Source organism: Litoreibacter ascidiaceicola (genome assembly GCF_900129235.1).
Classification (GTDB): Bacteria; Pseudomonadota; Alphaproteobacteria; order Rhodobacterales; family Rhodobacteraceae; genus Litoreibacter; species Litoreibacter ascidiaceicola.
In genome coordinates this window covers 504,832-527,687 of the sequence record NZ_FQUV01000002.1, presented here as the reverse complement: position 1 = coordinate 527,687, position 22,856 = coordinate 504,832, and the positions used below count along the sequence as shown (strand labels likewise).

The following is a 22,856-nucleotide window of genomic DNA, read 5'->3' as shown; positions in this document are numbered from 1 at the left end:
CGAACAGTTTCAGCATATACGGGTCTCAATGCAAGGCGTTGTCGGCTAGTTGACAGGAGCAGCCCGTTTTCTAAGCAATTCCAAGGAATTAATCATTCCGTTGTGTCACATCTGCCACCTCGGCCCAAGGTGGCAGATGCGCAAGCATTAGTTCCCGATCAGGTTCGGAAGGATAGTCACGACCGACGGGAACAAGGCCAAAAGGCCCAATGCCATCACCTGGATCAGCACGAAGGGGATGATGCCACGATAGATATGTCCCGTCGTGACCTCTTTCGGGGCGACGCCGCGCAGGTAGAACAGCGCGAAACCGAAGGGCGGTGTCAGGAACGACGTTTGCAGGTTCACCGCGATCATGATGGTCACCCATTTCGGGTCCATCGTACCGCCGTAGATCACCGGCCCGACAATCGGGATCACGATGTAGATGATCTCGAGGAAGTCGAGCACGAAGCCCAGCACGAACAGCACCAGCATGACGATGATGAAGACCTGAAGCTCGCTGTCAAAGGACTTCAGGAACTGCTGGATATAGTGCTCCCCGCCGAAGGAAATCACCACAAGGTTCAACAGCTGCGAGCCGATGAGGATGGTGAAGACCATGGATGTGACCTTGGCCGTCTCCCGCACCACAGGGCTCAGCACGCCGTAGTTCCACAACACGTAGCAGGCGAAGAACAACCCGAACATGGCGAACAGATAGGCGGCTTGGGCGACGAGGAAGGCCAGCGTGTTCTCGAAGCTGACCACCTCGATGTTAACGCGCAGGTCAAAGTTCACCCCGACAAGGATCATGATGATGATCGCGAAGGTCGTCAGGATCACCATGCGCCCCGACCGGCCCTCGTCTTGCAGCTTGCGGTAGGCGGCGAGCATGATTGCCCCGCCTGCCCCGAGTGCCGCCGCGGGTGTCGGGTTGGTAATCCCGCCAAGGATCGAGCCCAGAACGGCGACGATCAGAACCAGCGGCGGGAACACCACGCGGATCAGGTCGTTGCGCCCGAGGATTCCGGCGGCGTATTTGGCCCCGTACAGCATCAGGCCCAACGGGACGAGCAACAGCAAGAAGGTCGTGCCGGGTGATGTCGTTGGCGCAATCAACAGCGTGTCGACCAGCATCGCCAGCAAGACACCCGCGACACCCACAATCAGCGGCACCGGATCGGCGGTCGGGGATACGCCACGTGCCACGACGATCATCAGGCTGATCAGAAGCAAGCCCACAGCGATACCTGTACCAATGGGGGCAGCTGCGGCGACTTTGGTGTCGATGGCGGTGGCCAGCTCTTCCTCGGTCAGTTTGACCGATTGGGCGACACCGCCAGCGGCGTTGATGACCTCTTGTTCGGCCAGCGCGGTGGCCCACGCCTCTTCGCCGTGCAGCTCGATCATCGCCCCTTGGCATTGCTCCGACACATTGGTGCGCAGCGATGCTGTTTCACCGGCGTCAGAGAAGCTGTCCACCTGGAAGTTCTGCGACCCGATCACATTCACCTGCATCAGCAGGATCAGGCCGACAATCAAACCGATAGGCGCGAACAGGAACCATGTCAGGGCCTCGGACCGGCGGATCGGCTCGGCATTGGCAGCGCCAAGCTCGACCGCGGGGGCCTTGGACGGGTTCAGCACCGCGTACCCGAAGGCGTATAGCGCATAAAGCAAGGCCAGCATGATGCCGGGCAGAAGCGCTGCTTGGAACAAGGTGCCGACGGACACCACCGCAGGCTCGCCCAGATAGGTCAGCGCGTCGGAGCAGCCGACCTCTTGCGCGCGGGCTTCCTGTGCGGCGGAATAAAGATCACCGGCCAATGTGCCCAAAAGCACAATCACGATGGACGGCGGAATGATTTGCCCCAGCGTACCGGAGGCCGCGATCACACCCGTGGCAAGCTCCGGCGAATAGTTGTTTTTCAACATGGTCGGCAGCGACAGCAGGCCCATGGTGACAACCGTGGCCCCCACGATCCCGGTGGACGCCGCAAGGAACGCGCCCACAACAACCACGGACACGGCCAGACCGCCGGGCAGCGGGCCGAAGACGCGGGCCATCGTTGTCAGCAGGTCGTTGGCGATCTTGGAACGTTCCAGCGTGATGCCCATCAGCACGAACATCAACACGGCCAACAGCGTTTCGATGGACGCCCCTGCCAGCACACGCTCGTTGATGCGGTTCACGATGAACGACACGTTGCGGTCCAGTGCGACTTCCCAGCCTTGCACGAAAACCGGCTCCGCCAGTCTTGGCAAGTCGGGGTATCGGAACATGGATATGGTTTCGGGTTTCAGCCCTTCCGCCACCAAGGCGGCGTATTCGGCGGAGCCTGTGTCAATCGCTTGGTGGATCAACAACCCGCCCGAGTCGAGCGCCGCGATGATCGCGAAGGAAATGATCCCCGCGCCACCGATTGCAAAGGCCACTGGAAAGCCAGACAGGATCCCGCCAAACAGGCAAAGGAACACGATAATCAGGCCGATTTCGACGCCATCTAATCCGAAAAGCATTGGTTCAGCCCCTTAGTGAATATTTGCGACAAGCTCGGCGTCTTCGTCGCCCAGCAGGTCTTTGTCGAGGTATTTGCCCTCACTCTCCGGACCTTCCTTGCGTTCCAGATAGGAGCGCATGAAGAAGGCGATCGCTTGCAAGAACACCAAGGCGGTGAACATGCACAGCAGGATCTTGAAGAGGAAGTATGCGTTGAAGCCGTTGGGCGAGAACCCGATGGTCTCGATATTCCAGCGCAAGGCGCGCGATTTCAGCATCAGCTTCTCCAGCGCGTCGGAGGCCGACGGGTTCGGCACCACCAGATGCCGCCACAAGAAGAACCAGCCATAAAGCCATGTCAGCGCCGCGACGGGCATCATGAACAGCAGCGATCCGACCATGTCGATGGTCTTTTTGGTGCGGTAGCTGACGGCGGAATAGACCAGATCAACCCGCACATGCCCGCCTTGGACAAATGTATAGGTGACGCACAAGGCCACCACGAGGGCGTTGTAGAGCTTCAGCTCCTCCGCCCACCAGCTGATGTCCTTGGAAAAACTCATACCGAAGCCCATGGAGATTTCGGCGCGCGCAAAAATGCGCTGCATGAAGATGATGACGATTTGTTGCAGGACCATGATCAGGCCCGCCCAAGCGGCGATCCGGCCGATGAAATTGGCAAAACCTTCCAAGGCCCGCACGCAGCCCCACATGAACGCGTTGCGCCACAGCCCGATGGCCAGCAGCACAAGAAACGCGGTGATGACAACGAAGAACAGCTCCACCGAGGCACCGTAATAGATGAAGCGCATCAGCGCTTCCTTATGCTCGGTCGTTGGCAAGGATTGGTTGATATAGGGCACCCAAGACAGCCATTGCCCGGGATGCGTAACCGCATAGGCAAAGTTGTAGAATGACATGGCGATGTTGGTGAAAAACCAGACGATTGCGTCCAGCATGGCGTGCCCCCCCTGATGTCCCCGTACCCGCCAATCCCCATGGCGGCTTGGTTGGCGTTTCGGCCCGTTCTCATGACAAGAACGGGCCGAAACAATATTTAAATCAGTGCCTTATGTGGCAATGCTGACCTTAGCCCAATACGCGGTCGCGCTGCGAACGGTAGGCGCTTTCAGATTTCTGGATCCAGCCCGAAGAGGCTTTCATTGACGCTTGGTAGTCGTCGAAGATCTTCTTGTAGAGCTCGTCGCCCATGTTTTCCTGATGCACTTCATCGGACGCCTTACCAAACGCATCCCAAACGCTGTCAGGGAATTCCAGCGTTTTCACGCCGGCCGACTGCAGGCGCTGCAAAGCCGCACCGTTGTTGTTGAGGAACTGCGCGAGGTTCCACTGGTGGGCCTCGGCGGATGCGATCTCGACGATCTTCTGATGTGCAGGCGACAGCGAGTCGTAGACTTCGCGGTTGGTTGCGATCGACAGACCTGCACCCGGCTCGTGGAAGCCTGCGGTGTAGTAGGTCTTGGTGATCTCTTGGAAGCCGGCTTTCTCATCCGCCCATGGGCCGATCCACTCGGTGCCGTCGATAGCGCCGGATGCCAGCGCTTGGTACACTTCCGCGCCGGGAAGGTTCTGCACGGATGCGCCGAGTTTACCCAAAGCCAGACCGCCAAGGCCGGGCATACGGAATTTCAGACCGTTGAAGTCTTCGGGGCCGTTGATTTCCTTGCGGAACCAGCCACCAGCCTGCGCGCCGGTGTTGCCGCCGAGGAAGGATTTCAGGCCGAAAATTTCGCCCAGCTCGTCATGCAAAGCTGCGCCATTGCCGTGGTAGTACCAGTTGGCCAGCTCTTGCGCCGTCATGCCGAACGGCACGGAGGTGAAGAACGCATAGCCCGGGTGCTGGCCTACGAAGTAGTAGTCCGCGCCGTGATACATGTCAGCCTGACCGGAGGTCACGGCGTCAAACACCTCGAACGCGCCAACCAGCTCGCCTGCGGCTTTCACGTCGACGGTCAGGTTGCCGTCGGACATCGCGGTGATGCTGTCAGCAGCGTGCTGAGCGGCGTCGAACACGCCTGCAAGGCCACGTCCCCACGTGGTGACCATGGTCAGCGTGCGCTTACCTTGCGCATAGGCCGGTGCGGCCAGCGCAGTCGTTGCTGCCGCTGCGGTGCCGCCAAGTGCGGATGTTTTCAAAAAAGAACGACGATCCATAGGTGTCTCCTCCCAAAGGTTTCATCGGGTCACAGGCTACGCGGTGACTCGACGGATCGTTACAAGTGTCGCGACCTTACGCAGGCTTTTCAGGAAGCTAAATACCCATCGCTGGGTAGATTGAAAAAATAATTCGCTGAATGCGCAGGCTTATCGCCCCTCATTGACGCGAATTGCGCCGTGGCGCATCTTGCAATGGCCATCTCAGGGAGGGACGGTCAGCAAATGTCCCGATTGTGGACCTCTATCAAAAAGCGTTTTGCGCTGTCTTACCGTCAGAAGATTTTTCTGCTGACCAGCCTGCCGCTTGTGCTGGCCATGGCTGCGATTTCGGTCATGGTGACCGTGCAGTCGCGCCAGCTTGCAGAGCGCGAAATCCGCGAGCTTGAAAGCCAGCTGATCGAGGCAAAACGCGCGGAGCTGAAGAACTACCTGTCATTGGCACGCACCGCCATCGGGTCGATCTACGGCAACGCAGCCCCTGACGACGAGGCGGCTAAACTTCAGGTAACCCAGACACTTAGCGCGATGATCTATGGTCAGGACGGGTTTTTCTTTGTCTATGATTACGACGGGAACAATCTGGTCTCGCCCCGCCAGACCTTCCTGATCGGCAAGAACTGGAAAGGGCTCAGCGATCTGAACGGCGTGCCTGTGGTCGACACGATTATCGACACCGCGCGCTCCGGCGGGGGCTATCATGCCTATGACTGGGCCAAGCCCTCGACCCGCGAGACGGCGCGGATGGTCACCTATGTTATCGGGCTTCAGGATTGGAAATGGGCTCTTGGGACGGGTATCTTCATCGACGATGTCCTCAGCACGGTGGCCGCCGCCGAGGCCGAGGTGCAGGCCCGCATCCAGAAAACCTTTGTCTATATCGTGCTGATCACCAGTCTTGCTCTGTTCGGGGTGTTCGTTGCGGGGTTATTGCTGAATTTGCGCGAACGCCGCCTTGCGGATGCCAAGCTGCGGGCGCTGACCGAACGGATTATCGACACGCAAGAGGAAGAGCGCGGCCGCGTGGCGCGGGAGCTGCATGACAGTATCAGCCAGATTCTGGTCGGCGTGCGCTACACGCTGGAGCTGGCCGCAAAGCGGGTCATGGGTGGCGATCCGCGGGCGTCGGAAAGCCTCGACAAAGGCATTGGCGGGCTGACCGAGGCCATTCACGAGGTGCGCCGCATCTCTGCCGACTTGCGCCCCGGCGTGCTGGATGATCTGGGGCTTGGTCCGGCGCTGAAATCGCTGATCGAGGAGTTTTCCCGCCGCACCGGAACCGAGGTCGAGTTCAAAACCGTGGTGTTCCGCAACCGGCTGGACAAGGACGCCAAAATTGCTTTGTATCGGATCGCGCAGGAAGCGCTGACCAATGTGGAGCGTCATGCGGATGCCAGCCACGTGTCAATCGAAGTGTTCGGTCATAGGTCGGGGGCTACCATGCGGATCACCGACAACGGCACCGGCATCGCGGCGCGCCCCAGCTCAGAGACCATCGGCGGGCTTGGCCTGCGCAACATGCAAGAACGGATCGACCAGCTCAAAGGCACGCTGCGGGTCCTGTCGAGCGATAAGGGTACGATTATCGAGGCCTCGGTCCCGCTGACCCATATGCTGTCGCCCGAGGCCAAGCCCCCTGCCCTCAAACCAAGGAAATCTGCATGAGTGACGCTGTAAAAGTGCTGGTGGTCGACGATCACCCGATGGTGGCCGACGGGATATGCGCCATTCTGGAAAGCTATGACGACATCGAGGTGGTCGCGACCTTAAGCAACGGTCAGGAAGCGCTGGACCGTGTGGACGAGCTGTCGCCGGACGTGATTTTGATGGATCTGAACATGCCGCAGATGGGCGGACTGACGGCGACGGAGTTTTTGCTGGAGCGCAAACCCGATATCCGCATTCTGATCCTGTCGATGCATGATGCGCCGGAATATGTTTCCACAGCAATGTCGCATGGCGCGCGCGGCTACCTGTTGAAAGACGTGCCAACGGATGAAATCCACCGGGCCATTCAGGCGGTAATGCGCGGGGAGACATATCTGTGTGGCGGGGCAACCGCCTCGCTGTCCCCGAACACGAACGACGGGCGCGAGTCGCTGACGGCGCGCGAGCAAACGATCCTGCTGCAACTGGCACAAGGCAAGTCGAACAAGGAGGTCGCGGTCGATCTGGATATTTCGGTTCATACCGTCGAGACGCACCGCAAGAATATCAAGCGAAAGCTGGGCATCAACTCTACGGCCGGACTGACCCGCTACGCGATGGAACATGGCGTTCTGCAAGGAACGGGCGTGGAGTTTTGACCAAGGTCAACGCGGATTGAGGGGGATTGTGGCTAGGATGGTCGTCAAAGGAGACGGATCATGCCAGCAGCAACCGACAAGGCGGCGCTTCTTGCCGTCACTGAAAAAGAATACGAAAAACTTGAAAAACTGATCGCGCCGTTGGATGCGGATCAGGCGGCGGCCGGCGAGGATGGCACGTCGATCAAGGATGTAATCGGCCATCGCGCACATTGGATCGCGCTGTTTCTGGGCTGGTATGGCGACGGTCAAGAGGGCAAGCCGGTGTTCTTTCCCGCCGAAGGCTACAAGTGGAACGATTTAAAGCGCTACAACGCGGATTTGCGGATGCGGCAGGCGGGGTTGAGTTGGGATGAGGTCAGGACACTGCTGACAGATCGAAAGCGCGCATTGGTGGGGCTAATCAACAGCTTGTCCGAGGGCCAGCTTTATGGCGGGCCGATGAAAGGTGGCAATAACGCATGGACGACGGGACGCTGGGCGGAAGCTGCCGGAGCGAGCCATTTCCGTTCTGCCGCGAAGTTCATTCGGGCGGTGATGCGCGCGGGGTAGCTGTATGGGTTTGGCCATATGTCGCCGTGCCTTCGGCCCGTCGATCCGCCGGGGAGGCGCTGCCTCCCCGGACCCCTCCGAGGTATTTTTGAAGCAATGATGGGGTTGGTTGGGGTTTCCGGCGTTTGATATGGCGGATTTAGGTGGTCTCGGCAGTATGTCGGCTTTGAGGACAGGCCGCGCTTTACGTGGGCAGCATCCAGACACCCATCCCCAGCATGATCAGGTTTTCACTCAGCGAGATGGCCCCTAAAGGCACGTTCGACGCGCCGCCGACACACGCACAGGTCGGCTCTCGCCCGTCGATATACACCGCCTTGATGACAGAGACCGCGCCGATGGCACCGATTGCAATGCTCACCGGTGCAACAAGCCAGATCAACGGACTGCCTGCCCCGATTAGAGCCATCATTCCGACGCCTGCGTAAAGTTCCAGAAACGGGTATGCATATCCATAAGGCACGTAGCGCCGCGCCAGCAGGTCATAACCCAGAAAGCCGTTCACGAAACTGCCGACATCCTGTAATTTCTGAATGGCCAGCGCGACCATCGACATGGCGAAGAACCATTTGAGCCAGATGAGCGGCGCGAAGCTGTCATACAGGTTGATCATCAGGGCCAAGGCCATGAGGGCGGTCGCGCCGAAGATGGCCATGACCGGGCGATAGGTGGTCTCGTCCTTGCCTAAAACGCGCAGGCCGAGATGCTTTTTCAGCGCGGCGTACCCGCCGACCCGTGTGCCCGAGATAAATGTCTGGGGCGTCGTATCCACATCATGCCGGAGCATGAAGGCGTCCACCGCGTCGCGGGTGGTCAGCAGGTGGTCTTCGACGGTGTAGCCCTTTCGTGTCAGCAGAGATTTGCTTTTGAGGCCGAACGGGCAGAGGTGGCCTGGCATCGCCATGCGGTAAAGCGTAGCCCGCTTCGGGCTATCGCGGGTTGATTTTTTTCGACCGTCGCTTTGGACAACGGTACTGGCGCTGGTGTCGGTCATGCTGTCCTCCGTGCCATTTTAGTTGTCTGTTGTGCGTGGCGTACCCGGTGCGGCGTCGCCATTGGTTTCGATGTCGGCGATGTAGCGCTTCATCTCGGCGATCTCACCGCGTTGCGCCTCGATAATCGCGTCAGCCAGAGCTTGCACCCGTGGATCCGAGATTTCGGCGCGCTCGCTGGTGAGAATTGCGATGGAGTGATGCGGGATCATCGCACGCATCCACGCGAGGTCGTCGACGGTCTGCTGGCTACGGACCAGCCAAAGCGACAGGGCGAACACAATCGCAGCACCGATAAAGATTGCCCCGTTCACAGCGCGGTTGGTATACATGCCCAACATGAAGGCAAGCATGATGATCGCCATCACCGCCCCCATGTAAAGGGCCATCCACATGCGTGTTTGCGAGTAGAAGACGTGATCAAGCGCGTAGGTGTTGAGATACATCAAGGCGTACATCACGATGGTCGAGGTGCCGATCATCGCGAAGAATCGCCCGTATTTCATGGAATTGCCGTGCTGTTTCGGATCGTGTTCGGGCATGTTGCCTCCGGTCGGTCGCGGGTGTGCCTCTCCGGTTAAACGCGGCAAATGCGGTCTTTGTTCCTGATGGCGTAGTGGCAGGGTTGAGATTATCGCCGTGCCTTCGGCCCGTCGATCCGCCGGGGAGGCGCTGCCTTCCCGGACCCCTCCGAGGTATTTTTGAAGCAATGATGGGGTTAGGAGAGTTTCCAGTCTTTCGCGTTTATTGGCACGAAAGCCTCGATCGCGGCTGTGGCGATGACATGGGTTTGGTTGTTCTGGGCATCGTGCACGTCGAGGCCGCCTTTGACCGCTGTGACTTCGGCGCGGCCTCTTGGTAATTCGGCGGTGAGCGCCTTGAGGTCAAGCTGGTCGGGCTGTTGCACCGCGATTGTGACCTGCACCCGCATCTCGGTGTGATCTATGCCGAGGGATTTAAACATCACGATGGAGGAATGATGCAGCGCGTCCTGAATGGCACGCTTGGCGGCTCTGGTATAATCGCGGCCGTAGAGGTCGTTGCCGGTGCCCATTTCCAAGATGATGCGATGCTCCATCACGCGGCCTCCATGTCCAAGCTGACCATGATGGCGGCGTTGACGATGACTGTGACGCCGGAGCCGTCTGGCTTCGGGATATCGAGGCCGCCGTGTTTGACCGTGATCGCGGGTGTGCCATAGGGAAAGATGCCCAAGAGTTTTGACGTGTCCACCGCGTCGGGATCCTGTGCGCCGATTTCCACGTCGATGATCATGTCGGATTTGTCGAAACCAAACGCCTCGGCCAGATTGACCGAATTGTGCCATAGCGCGTCACGGATGGCGCGGGCGGCGGCCTCGGTATAGTCGCGACGGCGCAGCGACGTGCCCATGCCGAATTCATGGATCATGCGGGTTTTGGGCATGGCTCTGCTCCTCAATTAGGTCTTTGGCGGTTGTGGCCCTAGTCCCGTTGTGGCGCAAGCCCTGCGTTCTCGGCGCTGATCCGGACATAGAGCATGGCCGCGTTCAAGGCCGTCCAGACCACGGCCACCCAGACCAGGCCCAGCACCATCGGGGCGACGATAATTTCGGCCACCACCAGCGTATAATTGGGGTGACGCAGGTAACGGAATGGGCCAGTGGTGACCAAGGGCGTGTCGGTGAGGATGATGCGCGTGGTCCAGCGCGACCCAAGCGTGGCGAGGATCCAGAGCCTGAGCCCTTGCAGGGCCACAAAGACCACCAGCCACGGGATCGAGACGGGGTTTTGCCAGCCGAAAACCACCAGCGCCGCGATCCACGCGGCGTGCATCGTGACCATCGCCGGATAATGTGCCGCGCCGATCTCGGTGGCACCGTCCGCCATAAGCCGCGCGGTATTGCGCTTGGCGATGACCAGCTCGGACAGGCGTTGTGCGATGATGAAGGCAAGGAACAGAATGGCGGGGCTCATGTGACCTCCCTCATTTGATCTTCAGTGGCAGGAAGGCACCGGTAAAACCGGGACCGAGGGCGGCCAACATCATCTGGCCTGATTGATTGCGCTCCAACACCTGCTTTAGCACAAACAAAACCGTCGGCGCGGACATATTGCCGAAATCGCGCAGCACGTCCCGCTCTGCCGTCAGGCTATCGGGCGCCAAGGACAGCGCTTGCTCGATGGCCGTGACGACCTTCGCGCCGCCCGGATGGCAGACGAAGCGTGTGATGTCCTTCTCGCTCAGGCCGCTGAGGCCCAACGCCTTGAGCGCGGCTTCACGCAGGTTAGACGTCACGAAGTCAGGGATAGAGCGGTCGAAGATCACGCCAAGGCCCACCTCGTCCACGTCCCAGCCCATGATGTCCAGCGTGTCGGGCCACAGGATCTGGCGCGCAACTCCAAGCTCTGGCCCCTGCCCGTCTGTGGACAACACCGCGGCGGCGGCCCCGTCGCCAAACAGCACGGTTGCGATAATATCGGCCTTTTGCATCCGGTCGGTGCGGAACGACACCGAACAGGCCTCGACCGAGACCATCAGCACGTTGGAGCCGGGGCTGGCCGCGGCCAGTTGCTGCGCAATACCAAGCCCGCTGACGCCACCCGCGCAGCCGAGGCCGAAAACCGGCACGCGCTGGATGTCGCGGCGAAAGCCCATGCGGGTGAAGGCGCGCGCCTCAAGCGTTGGCGTGGCGATGCCGGTGGTCGAGACTGTCACCACGGTGTCTACCTGATCCGCACGCAGCCCTGCGTCGTCAAGGGCTGCACGGGCGGCGTTGATGAACAGCTCGGTGGCCCCTTCGACATAAGTAGCGCTGCGCTCGCGCCAGCCTTTGTCATGGGTGAACCAGTCGATGGGCACCACGGAATAACGCGTCTCGACGCCGGAGGTGGCGAAGCTGGGTGCCAGTCGCTCGAATTGAGAATAACGCGGGCCCAACAGACGCCGTGCGGTGTCTTCAGCGAGTGTCTGGGGCAGGATGTGGGGCGGCACCGCTGTGCCAAGCCCGTTAAGATATACCGTCACGCACACTTGTCCTCTTTAGGTCATTAACTACCTAACGCGCCGGACACGAAAGGGTTGCGGTTTCACAGGAATGTGCGCGGCTCTACGCCGAAGGCTCGATGCCCTGACCGAACAGAAACAGGCACGCGCCTTCGTCGCTAACGTGAAATTCGCGTTGGTTATAGGGCTGGTTGAACGGCGCGCGCGCCCTGCCCTCTGGCAGCTTGGACAAAGCCGGTTCCAACTCCGCCCAAAGCGCGTCGACATCATCGACGTCTATATACACCATCTGCTGGCGCGCCGGATCGTCGAGGTTGAAATCGACCTCCAGCAAGCGTACGGCCACATTGTCGCGCCGAAGGAATGCGTAGTTGTCCGCCTGAAAGCCGCAGGTGAAGCCGAGCATGTCCTCGAAGAAGCGCCTTTGCGCCGCAAGGTCACGGCAGTTTACGAACGGGGTGATCTGGGTCATTTCGGCCATTTTGCGCCTCTCGTTTTGCGAACCTTCCCCGTTGAGGGGTGTTTGTGAAAGAAAAATACCAAAAAACCGCACCCAGAGACACAAAATTCAGCCAATTGGCGGTTGACCCCCCTGAATCGGCTGGTAATGTCCCCGCACACTCACGAAGGAGCATCTGGCATGGCCGATGTAGTCGTCATTCTAGTCAAACGGTGCATGGGTCGGTAACGACACTCCATACTGGACCCCATGCGCCCCCGCCAAACACGGGGGCTTTTTTGTGAGCAGATGAAAAGATGGATAGCTAAGGACAGCACGATGGCGAACAAGCAAATGACCGGCGCGGAGATGGTGGTTCAGGCCCTGATTGATCAAGGCGTGGACACGGTATTCGGATATCCCGGTGGCGCCGTGCTACCGATCTATGACGAGATTTTCCAGCAGGAGAAGATCAACCACATCCTCGTGCGCCACGAACAGGGTGCGACCCATGCCGCCGAAGGCTACGCGCGCTCCACTGGCAAGCCGGGCGTTGTTCTGGTGACCTCCGGTCCCGGCGCCACCAACGCGGTAACCGGCATGACCGACGCGCTGATGGACAGCATCCCGATGATCGTGCTGACCGGTCAGGTGCCGACCTTCATGATCGGCAATGACGCCTTCCAAGAAGCTGATACCGTCGGCATCACGCGGCCTTGCTCCAAGCATAACTGGCTGGTGAAGGACACCGACCAGTTGTCCAACGTGATCCATCAGGCGTTCCATGTGGCGACCAGTGGCCGCCCTGGTCCCGTTCTGGTGGATATTCCAAAGGATGTGCAATTCGCCAAAGGCACCTATACGCCACCGAAAGCCGCCAGCACGCAGCACTATGCGCCCAAAGTGAAGGGCGACATCGAGAAGATCACCGAGCTGGCAGAGATGATGGAAAAGGCGCAGCGCCCGATCCTCTATACCGGCGGCGGCGTGATCAACTCCGGCGACAGCGCGACCGCGCTGCTGCGCGAGTTGGCGAAGGAAACCGGCTTCCCCGTGACCTCCACTTTGATGGGTCTGGGTGCATATCCTGCGTCCGGTGACCAATGGCTGGGCATGCTGGGCATGCACGGGCTTTACGAGGCTAACATGGCGATGCATGGCTGCGATCTGATGATCAATATCGGCGCGCGGTTCGACGACCGGATCACGGGCCGCGTGGATGCGTTTTCGCCCCAGTCCAAGAAGGCGCATATCGACATCGACGCGTCCTCCATCAACAAGATCATTCATGTGGACGTGCCAATCATCGGCGACGTGGCGCATGTGCTGGAAGACCTGCTGCGGGTGTGGAAATCACGCGGGCGCAAGACCCATAAAGAAGGGCTGGCCAAGTGGTGGACCAAGATTGAAGAGTGGCGCACAAAGCGTTGTTTGGAATACAAAAATTCCGAAACCATCATCAAGCCACAATACGCTCTGCAACGGCTGGAGGCCCTAACCAAGCACCGCAAGGACCGCTTCATCTGCACCGAAGTGGGCCAGCACCAGATGTGGGCGGCGCAGTATCTGGGCTTCGAGGACCCGAACCACTGGATGACCTCCGGCGGCCTCGGCACCATGGGCTATGGCCTGCCCGCCTCCGTCGGCGTGCAGGTGGCGCATCCCGACGCGCTGGTGATCAACGTGGCGGGCGAAGCGTCATGGCTGATGAACATGCAGGAAATGGGCACCGCGCGGCAGTATAACCTGCCGATCAAGCAGTTCATTCTGAACAACGAGCGCCTTGGCATGGTCCGCCAGTGGCAGCAATTGCTGCACGGCAACCGCTACAGCCATTCATGGTCCGAGGCCCTGCCCGATTTCGTCGTTCTGGCGCAGGCTTTTGGGGCGAAAGGCATCAAGTGCACCGACCCGTCCGATCTGGATGACGCGATCATGGAGATGCTGAACCATGATGGGCCAGTTGTGTTCGATTGCGGCGTCGAGAAGCACGAAAACTGCTACCCGATGATCCCCTCGGGCGCACCTCATAACGAGATGCTCATGGGCGAGGACACCGGCGAGGACGCCATAGGCACCAAAGGCGCGGTGATGGTGTAATCCATGCTCGAACCGGCTGACGGAGTGACATTTCGCCAGACCTTGGACACCTATGAGCTGGTGTTCGAGGATGGCGAAGTCTTGTCTGCTCCCAAGGAAGGTTTGAAAATAGTCACTCCTAAAAAGAGCGGGCCATGGGACAAGATTTATGCGGCCGCGTCCTTTAGACGCAATGGCGAGCGTTGGCGCTGGTTTTACTTGTGGACGGACGGAGCCGTGACCGAGGAAGGTTGTCTTGCTTGTGAGTGTGGGCTGCCGTTGACCCGCGCCACGCTGAGCAAAAATGGCTATCGGGATGAGGCAGGAAAGCTCACCGAAGGCGCGAGACAAGGCTGTTTTCAGTTGGTGAAAGCCCTATACCTACCCGTACGAGAAGAAGACATCGAAGCCGCATTGGATGAACTGATGGCACAGTTCCCGAGCGACAAGTTTCTGGGCAATGATTTGGTGTCTCACACATTCGAGTGCCAGACCTGCAAAGCTATGGTCGACATTGGTGCAAACACATATCGGGGACCGGCATTTGTTGAACGCACGACAGTTGAGGAGGCTAAGTTGCAAGCCAGAGAAGAACTCGAAAGGTTCACCACTCATAAAAGCGAACAGAAATTCTACGAGCCGGGCGGGTTTAACTGATGTTCGAGTGGCTCACCTCCCTCTTCGCTGCCGCCCTGCCCCCGGCGGTGGTGCCGGACTTCGACCTGAACCGCGACGTCTACCAGCAGGAATTGCGCTTCGCTCAGGCCGCCGAGGTCTGCGTTTGCGGCGTGGGATGTCAAGATGCACCCGACGGCGGCTATCTGGTGACGGCCACCGCAACGGGCTCGGGGGATGCGCAAGTGTTGCATTTCTCGGACCGGATCGAAATTGACGGCCTGCCCGTGACCGTGAGGCCCGCGAGCATCTGCCTCGACAAGCCAGCGCAAGAACCGCTGCGCCTGACACTCCTGACACAAGCGGGCTATCCGGCCAAATCCGGCACCCCCGTGATCGACATAAGATAGAAAAATGCGACGCACACACAGACACACTTCATGCCATACGTTTTGCAGACGCATTGCAGACAGAAATCAGACACCGAAAAGAGGCCCAAAATGTCCCCGCTGAAAATCAAAAAAGGCTCGTCCAAGCATTCGGCCTATGACCTCAAGGACCCAAACGCCGACTATATCGAACGCCACACGCTAGCTTGCGTCGTCACCAACGAGGCCGGGGTTCTAGCACGGGTAATCGGGTTGTTCTCGGGACGCGGCTACAACATCGAAAGCCTGACCGTGGCGGAGGTGGACCATGAAGGTCACCGCTCCCGCATCACGATCGTAACCGTGGGGACACCCGCCGTGATCACCCAGATCAAGGCGCAGCTGGAGCGGATGGTGCCCGTCCATGACGTCCACGATCTGACCGAAGAAGGTGCCAGCGTCGAGCGTGAATTGGCGCTGTTCAAGGTCACTGGCACTGGCAGCGACCGGATCGAAGCGCTGCGTCTGGCCGAAATTTTCCGCGCCAATGTGGTGGACAGCACACTGGAAAGCTTCGTCTTCGAGATGACGGGTCATTCCGAAAAAATTGATGCTTTTGCTGACCTTATGCGCCCTTTGGGCTTGGTCGAGCAGGCCCGTACCGGCGTCGCGGCGCTGTCGCGCGGCGCCAAGTAGAGCGATCCGCGCCCCTGCAACCCGAGGCAGATCGAGTAAGTACAGGGGCACGGACCTTTCGCCACGACGAACAGTGCTGGCTCTCGCCGTGGCGAAATTTGGTTAGGCCTCGGGGATCAGGCCGCCTTCTGTTGCTGCTGTCAGCTCCTCTTCGTCCACAACGCCGTCACCATTGGTGTCGACTGCGGAAAAGCCTTCCTCGGTCAGGGTTGGATACACGGCCAGCATCTCGGTGAAGGACACGACGCCGTCGCCGTCGCTGTCCAGATCAGCCACAGCGGCGAATGCCGAGGTGCCCATTACAGTTGCGGTAGTCAGTGCAATAAGAGCGGTTTTCATTGAACTCTCTCCATTTGGTCGTTTCAGGTTTAGGCCCGTCCTTCTGGGCCGAGCCACCTCGTTGGTGGTCTCGGGACTGTAGATGGACCCTGCCCCGTCCGATGGGGAGAGGTCCGTGCTAAACCGCTGAAAACAAGCCATTCGCTGCCGTTTCGCTGCGTGGACGCAGGCATGGGATTGCCGAGCAAGCCCCCTCATAAGCCGTTCGGCGGGAACCTTCCTACGGCTCGCACCAGTTTCGGCAGGAAGCCGTTCACGCGTCGCGGTGAGGCAAACCATGTCGCAGTGATACAAGTGATCTGGCCCCGAATCTGGGAGGGTTTTCCAAATTCAGTTGTTGGGAGGCCGCTATGTCTACTGATCTCACCGCCGTTATAGCACCCATTGAACAGGCCCGGGGCCTGCCGAACGCCCATTACATCGACGAGGCGACTTTTGCCGAGGAAACCGCCGCTGTCCTGCACGCCACTTGGGCGGGATTGGCCGTAGGGGCTGACGTGCCGGAAAACGGCGATGCGAAACCGATGGAGTTTCTGGGCCTGCCGCTGCTGCTGATCCGCGACAAGGACGGCGATGTGCGGGTGTTCCAGAACACCTGTCGCCATCGGGGGATGATTTTGGTCTCCGAGCCACGCAAGATCGAGGGCGCCATCCGCTGCCCCTACCATTCCTGGTGCTATTCGACCAAAGGCAAACTGGTGGCGACCCCGCATGTGGGTGGACCGGGGATGAATACCCATGAGGCGATAGACAACGCCACGCTGGGGCTGATCGAGGTCCGCTCCCATATTTGGCGCGACGTGGTGTTCGTGAACATCTCCGGCACCGCCGCCCCGTTCGAGGAGATGCATGCCGACCTGATCGCCCGTTGGTCCGAGTTCGACCAGCCGATGTATCACGGCGGTGCGGACAGCAGTTTCACGCTGGCGGCCAACACCAACTACAAGCTGGCGGTGGAGAACTACTGCGAAAGCTACCACCTGCCTTGGGTCCACCCCGGCCTGAACAGCTATTCGCGGCTGGAGGACCATTATAATATCAACGAACCGGACAAGTATTCGGGCCAAGGCACCTTGGTCTATCGCCAGTTTGAAGGCGAAGGTGGCAAGCGGTTCCCAGATTTTAAAGGCCTGAGCGAGATGTGGAACGAGGGCGCGGAATATATCACGCTCTACCCCAACGTGCTGCTCGCCGCACAGCGCGATCATGGCTACGCGATCATTCTAGAGCCGAAGTCGATCAACCAGACGCTGGAGCATGTTCATATCTACTACGCCGCCCCTCAGGTGGATGATGCGATGCGGGTGAAGAACACCGCGCTTTGGAAGGAGGTGTTCGAGGAGGACATCTTCGTGGTCGAGGGTATGCAGCGCGGCCGTTACGGACCGGGCTTTGATGGCGGGCGGTTCTCCCCCGCGATGGACGGCCCGACCCATTGCTTCCACGCATGGGTGGCGCAGCGGATACTGGATTACCGGCAAAGCCACGCCGTCGCGGCGCAGTGAGCCTTGATGCCGAGTTGCTCGCCGCGCATGCGGCGGGTGATGTTGAGGCATTGATCACGCTATATACGCGGGCCTCGGAAGAAGCTGTGAAAGACGTCGCACAGGGGTTCTACTTGACCCACGCCTATGTGTTTGCGCTGGAGGCAGGTGACGCGCGGGCCGAGGGGCTGGCGGAGAGACTTCGTGTGCAGGGGCGGTTGTAAACCTAACGCTCCCCCCGCGTGTTTCGAAAATCTCTGAAATTGACGTAGGGCAACGCGGGCGATCTGTTTTTCTTGTATCCTATTCCCATCGTTCTTGCCACGAATCCCATGGATACTCAAAAAAGAAAACAGGAATTCGTGAGGCTAAACAGAAGAAGGGATTGTAAGAAACGCGAGGTTATTGATGCGACGAGGTCTATATTGCTGGGCTCTTCTTGTTCCGTTTCTGGCGTCTATCGCTGTGTCGGAAACGCTCCTTTGCGATAACCCCAACGTGAGTGTCAGATTCCACCAACGAGACATTGCCGAACTGACCTGCAACGCCGTTGAACAAGCTGAAGCATTATTTGATCAATGTGACCTGCCACCGCTCAGTCGACCTTTGAGAATAGACATTGTTGAAGACCTGAAACCGGGATGCGTCGCGCTATATCATTGCGGGAAAGACCGGATTGAGGTGCTTGAGCCTCAGAAGATGCAAGCCCGGCGAAGCCCCAAAGATGCCTTTGCGTTTCTCGAGATCACCCCATATTTTCAGAGCGTTATAGTGCATGAACTAGCGCATTCGAACTTTGACGATGCGCCCTGCCCGTTTGAATCGTGTATCGCTGCGGACGAATATATCGCTTATTCCATGCAGATCATGTCGCTGACTCCCCAGCAAAAAGCCGAATTCGTAGCGAATTCTGACTTGGACCGGAAGATTACACGCGATGAATTAAGTGCGATAATTCTCTTTATGGCCCCTACCCTGTTCGCCCGAAAGTCATGGGCGCATCTCTCACAACGCAATGATCAGTGTGGGTATCTTCGAAAAATTCTCGATGGGACAATTTTGTTCGACTACGAACGGTTCTAGCGGACCGCGCCGACAAATTGCGGCGCAATCGAGCGCGAACAACTACCTAATAAGAAAAAGGCCCCTTCCGAAGAAGGGGCCGAGGTTCACTGATCAGGCTCGTAATTATACCGCTCAAGTTTTTTTGCCTGCGGCCTGATCTGCGTCAGGGGCGAGCGCACCCGCCCCGGAACCCGAGCACCGCCCCGCAGGGGCAGCGCCGGTATCTTGTTTAGCTACAGCCGGATGTCCCGCCGCAGGTGTTGCACTTCATGCAGGTGCCGTTGCGCACCAGCGTGTAGTTGCCGCATTCGCCACAGGCTTCGCCTTCATAGCCTTGCATCTTCGCTTTGGTCCGTGCGTCCAAGGACGTGGCTCCAGAGGCGATTGCGTTCGTGACTTCCGGCACCAGCGTTTGCAGGGCTGCAACCGGATCGGCCGCACTATCGAGCGCTGTGGCCCCCATCGTCGCGTGCCCCATGCCCATGCCGCCTTGCAGCACTTTCAACTCTTGCGGCACGCGCTTGCGCAGGTAGCCGGTGGAGCTGATTTGCTTCAACACTTCAAGCGATTTGGACGCTGCACTTTCCGACAGATCGTCGATGTTCTGCAGGTTCTCGTTCTCGCCGCGACCGATGTCATCGAAGGTAGCGCCCGTTGGCTTCACATGGGCCAGATCGGTGCGGTCCAGATAGGACACCGCCAGTTCGCGGAAGATGTAGTCAAGGATCGACGTGGCGTTCTTGATGCTGTCATTGCCTTGGACCATGCCCGCAGGCTCGAACTTGGTGAAGGTGAAGGCGTCCACGAACTCCTCCAGCGGCACGCCGTATTGAAGACCAACGGACACCGCGATGGCGAAGTTGTTCATCATGGCGCGGAAGCCCGCACCCTCTTTGTGCATGTCGATGAAGATTTCACCCAACTGGCCGTCCTGATACTCACCGGTGCGCAGGTAAACCTTGTGCCCGCCAACGACAGCCTTTTGGGTGTAGCCCTTGCGGCGCTCCGGCATCTTGGTGCGTGCAGTGGCTTTTTCGACTTCGCGGATGATGATCTTCTCGATCACCTTCTCGGCCAGCACGGTGGCTTTCTCGTGGTTTGAGCCGCTCTCGAGGATTTCGGCTGCCTCGTCATCGTCTTCGACAAGTGCTGCGGCCAGAGGTTGCGACAGTTTGGAGCCGTCACGGTAGAGCGCGTTGGCCTTGATGCCCAAGGACCAGGACAGCTCGTAGGCTTTCTGGCAGTCCTCGATATTGGCGTCGTTCGGCATGTTGATCGTCTTGGAGATCGCACCCGAGATGAAGGATTGCGCTGCTGCCATCATGTAAATGTGGCTGTCGACGGACAAGAAGCGTTTGCCCTTCTTGCCGCATGGGTTGGCGCAGTCGAACACTTTGTAGTGCTCTTCTTTCAGGTGCGGTGCACCTTCCAATGTCATCGTGCCGCATACGTGGTCGTTGGCGTGCTCGATCTGCTCTTTGCTAAAGCCCAAGTGGCGCAGCATGTCGAAGCTGGGGTTGTTCAGCTCTTTCGCCGGGATGCCGAGGGTCTGCGTGCAGAACTCCTCGCCCAAGGTCCACTGGTTGAACACGAAGCGGATGTCGAAGGCACTTGGAAGTGCTGCTTCGATCTTCGCCAGCTCGGCCTCGCCGAAGCCGTGACCGACCAGCGAGGTGTGGTTGATGCCCGGCGCGTTGCCGATTGTGCCATGGCCCACTGCGTAGGACACGATTTCTTCGATCTGATTGCTGGCATAACCGAGGTTTTCCAGCGCGCCTGTCACACCGCGGTTGATGATCTTGAAGTAGCCACCACCGGCCAGCTTCTTGAACTTCACCAGTGCGAAGTCAGGCTCGATGCCCGTAGTGTCGCAGTCCATGACCAGACCGATGGTGCCGGTCGGCGCAATCACGGTGGATTGGGCGTTGCGGTAGCCGTGCTTCTCGCCCAGATCCAGTGCTTCGTCCCATGCGGCCATTGCGAGGTTGACCAGGTCTTGGTCAGGGCAGTTCGCGTGGTCCAGCGCCAGTGGCTTGATGTCCAGCTTCTCGTAGCCTTCATCATTGCCATAGGCCGCGTTGCGGTGGTTGCGGATCACTTTGAGCATATGCTCGGAGTTTTTCGCGTAGCCCGGGAAAGGCCCCAACTCTTTGGCGATCTCGGCGGAGGTGGCGTAAGACACACCTGTCATCAGCGCGGTCAGGGCACCGCACATCGCGCGGCCCTCTTTGCTGTCGTAGCCGTAACCCATGTTCATCAGCAGACCGCCGATATTGGCGTAGCCCAGACCCAAGGTGCGGAAGTCGTAGGAGCGTTGCGCGATCTCCTTGGACGGGAATTGCGCCATGGTGACGGAGATTTCCAGCGTCAGTGTCCACAGGCGGCTGGCGTGCATATACAGCTCTGCGTCGAACTTCTGGTCCTTTTGGTAGGTCAGCAGGTTCATCGAGGCGAGGTTACAGGCCGTGTCGTCGAGGAACATATACTCGGAGCACGGGTTGGAGCCGCGGATCGGGCCATCTTCGGGGCAAGTGTGCCACGCGTTGACGGTGTCGTGGTACTGGATGCCCGGATCGGCGCAGGCCCATGCGGCATGACCGACTTGTTCCCACAGGTCGCGAGCCTTGATGGTTTTGCAGACCTTGTTGTCCTTGCGGTTGATCAGGTCCCAGTCGCCATCGGCCTCGACCGCCTTCAGGAAGGCGTCGGTAACGCGGATGGAGTTGTTGGAGTTCTGACCGGAGACCGAGTTATACGCTTCAGAGTCCCAATCGGTGTCGTATGTCGGGAACTCTATCGACGTGTAACCCTGCTTTGCATAATCCAGAACGCGTTTGACGTAAGTTTCTGGGATCGCGACTTTCTTCGCTTCGCGAATTGCGTCTTTCAGCTGCTCGTTTGCCTTCGGGTCCACGGCGTCTTCTAGCTTGCCGTCCCAACCTTTGATCGCCTGGAAGATCACATTGAGCTTCTGCTCGTGCATTTTAGAGCCTGCGACGATGGACGCCACTTTCTGCTCTTCAAGAACCTTCCAGTTGATGAACTCTTCGATATCGGGGTGATCCGCATCGACGATCACCATCTTGGCCGCGCGGCGTGTTGTGCCGCCAGATTTGATCGCCCCTGCTGCGCGGTCACCGATTTTCAGGAAACCCATCAGGCCGGAGGATTTCCCCCCGCCTGACAGGCTTTCGCCAGCAGCACGCAGGGAGGAAAAGTTTGTGCCAGTGCCGGAACCGTATTTGAACAGGCGCGCCTCGCGGACCCACAGGTCCATAATGCCGCCGTCATTGACCAGATCGTCAGAAACGGACTGGATGAAGCAGGCGTGTGGCTGCGGATGCTCGTAGGAGGATTTCGACTTTGTCAGCTTGCCGGTCTGGAAGTCGACATAGTGGTGGCCTTGAGCCGGACCGTCGATGCCGTAGGCCCAGTGCAGACCTGTGTTGAACCATTGCGGGGAGTTCGGAGCGGCCATCTGTTTGGCCAGCATCACGCGCATTTCGTCGTAGTAGGCAGACGCGTCGGCTTCGGTGGTGAAGTAGCCACCTTTCCAGCCCCAGTAGCACCATGCGCCAGCCAAGCGATCGAACACCTGCTTGGATGAGGTCTCGCCGCTAAAACGTTGATCTTCGGGAAGTTTATTGAGCGCAGCTTCGTCAGGGACGGAGCGCCACAAGAACTCGGGGACGTTCTTTTCTTTGACCTTCTTGGTGGCCGCTGGAACACCTGCTTTGCGGAAGTATTTCTGTGCGATGACGTCGGAGGCGACCTGGCTCCATCCTGCGGGGATTTCGACGCTATCAAGCTTGAAAACGATCGTACCGTCTGGGTTGCGAATCTCGGACGTTGTGGTGGTAAATTCCAGCGCCGTGTAGGCGTCTTGTCCGGCTTTCGTAAGCTTGCGGTCGATCTTCATTCGTCTGTTCCCCGATACCCAGGCGCAACATTGCGCGTAATAAATCCGTTTGACCTGCCTCATGCGGGCCGTGGTGCCGGATCGGAGACAAACTCTCTCGTCCCATGCATGAGCATGGGCTGACATCTTGCGATGTAATGTGTCTGGAGTGTTGCCCCGTCCCGTTGCTGCTACCCGCCACTATATGTGGTGGCTTGGGCATCAGCCTGCACAACCTGACGTATCGACCCCCATCGGGTCAACGGAATTTTTACCAGTTTAGGGGACAAAAATCTGTTGACCTTTGGCTGGTCGGGGTTGCCGCGATTCTCTGGCTCCATGAGGCCCAAAAATGTGCACAGGCGTGCCAAAAAGAAAAAC

General features: G+C 59.0%; 22 protein-coding genes. 10 read left to right on the top strand and 12 right to left on the bottom strand.

The features are described from left to right. Window positions 1–147: 147 nt before the first annotated feature. The 3 genes from BUB72_RS05700 to BUB72_RS05690 form a co-directional block, all read right to left on the bottom strand. Entirely contained in the window at window positions 148–2,502 is a 2,355-nt protein-coding gene (locus BUB72_RS05700; RefSeq protein WP_073141495.1) for a TRAP transporter large permease, read from the bottom strand. A gap of 12 nt (window positions 2,503–2,514) precedes the next feature. Then, window positions 2,515–3,441 carry a TRAP transporter small permease subunit gene (locus BUB72_RS05695; protein WP_073141493.1) on the bottom strand — a complete coding sequence of 309 codons (927 nt, stop codon included), beginning with the start codon at window positions 3,439–3,441 and terminating at the stop codon, window positions 2,515–2,517. Between the two features lie 130 nt (window positions 3,442–3,571). Further along, window positions 3,572–4,657 carry a TRAP transporter substrate-binding protein gene (locus BUB72_RS05690; RefSeq protein ID WP_073141491.1) on the bottom strand — a complete coding sequence of 362 codons (1,086 nt, stop codon included), beginning with the start codon at window positions 4,655–4,657 and terminating at the stop codon, window positions 3,572–3,574. Window positions 4,658–4,882: 225 nt separating this feature from the next. On the opposite strand from BUB72_RS05690, the gene BUB72_RS05685 reads away from it, so the two are divergent. The 3 genes from BUB72_RS05685 to BUB72_RS05675 are packed head-to-tail and all read left to right on the top strand — an operon-like array spanning window position 4,883 to window position 7,515. Next, the gene (locus BUB72_RS05685; protein WP_073141488.1) at window positions 4,883–6,322 is read left to right on the top strand and encodes a cache domain-containing protein; all 1,440 of its coding nucleotides are present in this window, start codon (window positions 4,883–4,885) and stop codon (window positions 6,320–6,322) included. After that, entirely contained in the window at window positions 6,319–6,963 is a 645-nt protein-coding gene (locus tag BUB72_RS05680) for a response regulator transcription factor (protein WP_073141485.1), read from the top strand. The genes BUB72_RS05685 and BUB72_RS05680 overlap by 4 nt, the downstream gene beginning before the upstream one ends. 60 nt (window positions 6,964–7,023) lie before the next feature. Beyond that, window positions 7,024–7,515: a ClbS/DfsB family four-helix bundle protein gene (locus BUB72_RS05675; protein WP_073141482.1), complete on the top strand. Its 492-nt coding sequence runs from the start codon at window positions 7,024–7,026 to the stop codon at window positions 7,513–7,515. Window positions 7,516–7,699: 184 nt separating this feature from the next. On the opposite strand, the gene BUB72_RS05670 is transcribed toward BUB72_RS05675, so the two are convergent. The 7 genes from BUB72_RS05670 to BUB72_RS05640 form a co-directional block, all read right to left on the bottom strand. Beyond that, window positions 7,700–8,509: a MauE/DoxX family redox-associated membrane protein gene (locus tag BUB72_RS05670; protein WP_073141480.1), complete on the bottom strand. Its 810-nt coding sequence runs from the start codon at window positions 8,507–8,509 to the stop codon at window positions 7,700–7,702. 18 nt (window positions 8,510–8,527) lie between these two features. After that, a complete protein-coding gene (locus tag BUB72_RS05665) occupies window positions 8,528–9,049 on the bottom strand; it encodes a DUF305 domain-containing protein (protein ID WP_245814729.1) in 522 nt (173 codons plus the stop codon). A gap of 176 nt (window positions 9,050–9,225) precedes the next feature. Next, window positions 9,226–9,588: a Lin0512 family protein gene (locus tag BUB72_RS05660; protein ID WP_073141478.1), complete on the bottom strand. Its 363-nt coding sequence runs from the start codon at window positions 9,586–9,588 to the stop codon at window positions 9,226–9,228. Beyond that, window positions 9,585–9,932, bottom strand: a complete 348-nt coding sequence (locus BUB72_RS05655) for a Lin0512 family protein (RefSeq protein ID WP_073141476.1) — start codon at window positions 9,930–9,932, stop codon at window positions 9,585–9,587. Before BUB72_RS05655 ends, BUB72_RS05660 begins: the two co-directional genes overlap by 4 nt. Window positions 9,933–9,970: 38 nt before the next feature. Further along, a complete protein-coding gene (locus tag BUB72_RS05650; RefSeq protein ID WP_073141474.1) occupies window positions 9,971–10,462 on the bottom strand; it encodes an isoprenylcysteine carboxyl methyltransferase family protein in 492 nt (163 codons plus the stop codon). A gap of 10 nt (window positions 10,463–10,472) precedes the next feature. After that, window positions 10,473–11,513: a type III polyketide synthase gene (locus BUB72_RS05645; RefSeq protein WP_073141758.1), complete on the bottom strand. Its 1,041-nt coding sequence runs from the start codon at window positions 11,511–11,513 to the stop codon at window positions 10,473–10,475. Between the two features lie 82 nt (window positions 11,514–11,595). Beyond that, on the bottom strand, window positions 11,596–11,973 hold the full coding sequence (locus BUB72_RS05640; protein WP_073141472.1) for a bleomycin resistance protein: 378 nt from the start codon (window positions 11,971–11,973) through the stop codon (window positions 11,596–11,598). 297 nt (window positions 11,974–12,270) lie between these two features. On the opposite strand from BUB72_RS05640, the gene BUB72_RS05635 reads away from it, so the two are divergent. The 4 genes from BUB72_RS05635 to ilvN all read left to right on the top strand — a co-directional run bounded on the left by BUB72_RS05635 (window position 12,271) and on the right by ilvN (window position 15,689). Further along, window positions 12,271–14,031 (top strand): acetolactate synthase 3 large subunit, encoded by a 1,761-nt coding sequence (locus tag BUB72_RS05635; RefSeq protein WP_073141470.1) that lies wholly within the window; start codon window positions 12,271–12,273, stop codon window positions 14,029–14,031. A 42-nt stretch (window positions 14,032–14,073) separates the two neighbouring features. Continuing rightward, window positions 14,074–14,667, top strand: a complete 594-nt coding sequence (locus BUB72_RS05630) for a hypothetical protein (protein ID WP_175549126.1) — start codon at window positions 14,074–14,076, stop codon at window positions 14,665–14,667. Continuing rightward, complete coding sequence (locus BUB72_RS05625; RefSeq protein WP_073141466.1) at window positions 14,667–15,035, top strand: hypothetical protein; 369 nt, start codon at window positions 14,667–14,669, stop codon at window positions 15,033–15,035. Before BUB72_RS05630 ends, BUB72_RS05625 begins: the two co-directional genes overlap by 1 nt. A 90-nt stretch (window positions 15,036–15,125) precedes the next feature. Then, window positions 15,126–15,689: an acetolactate synthase small subunit gene (gene ilvN, locus BUB72_RS05620; RefSeq protein ID WP_073141463.1), complete on the top strand. Its 564-nt coding sequence runs from the start codon at window positions 15,126–15,128 to the stop codon at window positions 15,687–15,689. Window positions 15,690–15,791: 102 nt separating this feature from the next. Here the strand turns inward: ilvN and BUB72_RS05615 are convergent, their stop codons facing one another. Then, window positions 15,792–16,028, bottom strand: a complete 237-nt coding sequence (locus BUB72_RS05615; protein WP_073141461.1) for an EF-hand domain-containing protein — start codon at window positions 16,026–16,028, stop codon at window positions 15,792–15,794. A gap of 350 nt (window positions 16,029–16,378) precedes the next feature. Between BUB72_RS05615 and BUB72_RS05610 the strand changes: the two genes are divergently transcribed. From BUB72_RS05610 to BUB72_RS05600, 3 genes are all read left to right on the top strand, one after another. Then, window positions 16,379–17,533 (top strand): aromatic ring-hydroxylating oxygenase subunit alpha, encoded by a 1,155-nt coding sequence (locus BUB72_RS05610; protein WP_073141460.1) that lies wholly within the window; start codon window positions 16,379–16,381, stop codon window positions 17,531–17,533. Next, window positions 17,530–17,736, top strand: coding sequence for a hypothetical protein (locus BUB72_RS05605; RefSeq protein WP_073141458.1), 207 nt, complete (start codon window positions 17,530–17,532; stop codon window positions 17,734–17,736). Before BUB72_RS05610 ends, BUB72_RS05605 begins: the two co-directional genes overlap by 4 nt. Before the next feature lie 274 nt (window positions 17,737–18,010). Then, window positions 18,011–18,595, top strand: a complete 585-nt coding sequence (locus BUB72_RS05600) for a hypothetical protein (protein WP_175549125.1) — start codon at window positions 18,011–18,013, stop codon at window positions 18,593–18,595. Between the two features lie 211 nt (window positions 18,596–18,806). Here BUB72_RS05600 and BUB72_RS05595 read toward each other — a convergent pair whose 3' ends face one another. Further along, a complete protein-coding gene (locus BUB72_RS05595; protein ID WP_073141454.1) occupies window positions 18,807–22,496 on the bottom strand; it encodes a vitamin B12-dependent ribonucleotide reductase in 3,690 nt (1,229 codons plus the stop codon). Window positions 22,497–22,856 lie beyond the last annotated feature (360 nt).